Genomic DNA, 2,325 nt, shown 5'->3' on the forward strand with positions numbered 1-2,325 from the left:
CGTTAAACAGGTGCGCGCCAAAGCCGGTGCGGGTCACTTTCTGCAAAAACTGCTTCGGGATGATGGCATCGGTATCGACGTTCGCGGCATCCAGCGGCACCACCAGTCCCGTATGTTGGGTAAATTTCTCTGCCATGATGGTTTCCTTATTTCATGCTACGAATGTCGGCGAAATGGCCGGTTACCGCGGCTGCCGCCGCCATCGCCGGGCTTACCAGGTGCGTACGACCGCCGCGGCCCTGACGGCCTTCAAAGTTACGGTTGCTGGTAGAGGCGCAGCGCTCGCCGGGATTCAGGCGATCATTGTTCATCGCCAGGCACATTGAGCAGCCCGGCAGACGCCATTCAAAACCGGCTTCGATAAAGATCTTATCCAGACCTTCCGCTTCCGCCTGCGCTTTCACCGGGCCGGAACCCGGCACCACCAGCGCCTGCACGCCCGGCGCCACTTTACGGCCTTTGGCGATTTCCGCCGCCGCGCGCAGATCTTCAATGCGTGAGTTGGTACAGGATCCGATAAAGACTTTATCGATCGCCACGTCGGTCAGCGGGATCCCCGGCTTCAGGCCCATGTAAGCCAATGCTTTCTCGGCGCTGGCGCGCTCGACCGGATCGTTGAATGAGGCCGGATCCGGAATGTTGTCATTCACGGAGATAACCTGGCCCGGGTTAGTCCCCCAGGTGACCTGCGGGGCAATCTCTTCCGCTTGCAGGGTGACGACGCTGTCGAAAGTGGCGCCTTCATCCGTTTGCAGGGTTTTCCAGTAGGCGACGGCATCGTCAAAATCTTTGCCTTTCGGCGCGTGCAGACGGCCTTCGACATAGTTGAAGGTGGTCTGGTCCGGCGCGACCAGGCCCGCTTTCGCGCCCAGCTCAATCGCCATGTTGCACAGGGTCATGCGGCCTTCCATGGTCAGGTCGCGAATCGCTTCACCGCAGAACTCCACCACGTGCCCGGTGCCGCCAGCGCTGCCGGTTTTACCGATAATCGCCAGCACGATGTCTTTGGCGGTGATGCCCGGCGCGGCTTTGCCTTTTACTTCAATCTTCATGGTTTTGGCGCGGCCCTGTTTCAGGGTCTGCGTTGCCAGCACGTGCTCAACCTCTGAAGTCCCGATCCCGAACGCCAGCGCGCCAAACGCGCCGTGGGTGGCAGTGTGGGAGTCGCCGCAGACAATGGTCATACCCGGCAGGGTAACGCCCTGTTCCGGCCCCATTACGTGCACGATGCCCTGGTACGGATGGTTCAGGTCATACAGCTCGACGCCGAACTCGTTGCAGTTCTTAATCAGTTCCTGCATCTGGATACGCGCCATCTCGCCGGAGGCGTTGATGTCTTTGGTCTGCGTGGAGACGTTGTGATCCATGGTGGCGAAAGTTTTGCCCGGCTGACGCACCGGGCGGTTGTGCGCACGCAGGCCGTCAAACGCCTGCGGCGAGGTCACTTCGTGCACCAGATGGCGGTCGATATACAGCAGCGGCGTTTCGTTCGGCGCTTCATAGACCACGTGGGCATCAAACAACTTCTCGTATAAGGTCTTCGCCATGGTTACACCCCTTCGGCAACATAGCGGGCAATGATATCGCCCATTTCATCGGTGCTGACCGCCGCGCCGCCGCGGGCTAAATCACTGGTACGTACGCCTTCTTCCAGCGCGCGGTTGATGGCGCTTTCGATGGCGGTGGCCGCGTCGTTGGCGTCCAGGCTGTAGCGCAGCAGCAGCGCCAGCGACAGGATCTGCGCCACCGGGTTGGCGATGTTCTTGCCGGCGATATCCGGCGCGGAGCCGCCCGCAGGTTCATACAGGCCAAAGCCTTCTTCGTTCAGGCTGGCGGACGGCAGCATGCCCATGGAGCCGGTGATCATCGCACACTCATCGGAGAGGATGTCGCCGAACAGGTTAGAACACAGCACGACGTCAAACTGCGACGGGTCTTTAATCAACTGCATGGTGGCGTTGTCGATGTACATGTGCGCCAGCTCAACGTCCGCATACTCTTTACCGATTTCGCTGACGATTTCACGCCACAGAATGGAAGACTGCAGTACGTTAGATTTATCAATCGAGGTCACTTTGTGACGACGTTTGCGCGCGGATTCAAAGGCGATGCGAGCGATACGTTCGATCTCAAAGCGGTGATACACCTCGGTATCAAATGCCTTCTCGTGCTGACCACTGCCTTCGCGACCCTTCGGCTGGCCGAAGTAAATGCCGCCGGTCAGTTCGCGCACGCACAGGATGTCGAAGCCGTTAGCGGCGATGTCGGCACGCAGCGGGCAGAACTCTTCCAGCCCCTGATACAGCTTCGCCGGGCGCAGGTTGC

General features: G+C 59.9%; 2 protein-coding genes and 1 pseudogene. All 3 read right to left on the minus strand.

All coding sequences use genetic code 11. The features are described 5' to 3' along the window. A pseudogene (leuD, locus tag ACW14G_RS22835) lies at window positions 1-136 on the minus strand (3-isopropylmalate dehydratase small subunit); the annotation flags it as partial. 10 nt (window positions 137-146) lie between these two features. Beyond that, on the minus strand, window positions 147-1,547 hold the full coding sequence (gene leuC, locus ACW14G_RS22840) for a 3-isopropylmalate dehydratase large subunit (protein ID WP_163448263.1): 1,401 nt from the start codon (window positions 1,545-1,547) through the stop codon (window positions 147-149). 2 nt (window positions 1,548-1,549) lie between these two features. After that, the coding region (leuB, locus tag ACW14G_RS22845) for a 3-isopropylmalate dehydrogenase (RefSeq protein WP_455648856.1) at window positions 1,550-2,325 on the minus strand (776 nt) is incomplete at its 5' end.

This window comes from Kluyvera sp. (assembly GCF_965301105.1).

What these genes read in the sequence shown, in the direction of transcription:
- leuC (WP_163448263.1), bottom strand. Translation starts at nt 1,547, where the DNA reads ATGGCGAAGACCTTATACGAGAAGTTGTTTGATGCCCACGTGGTCTAT.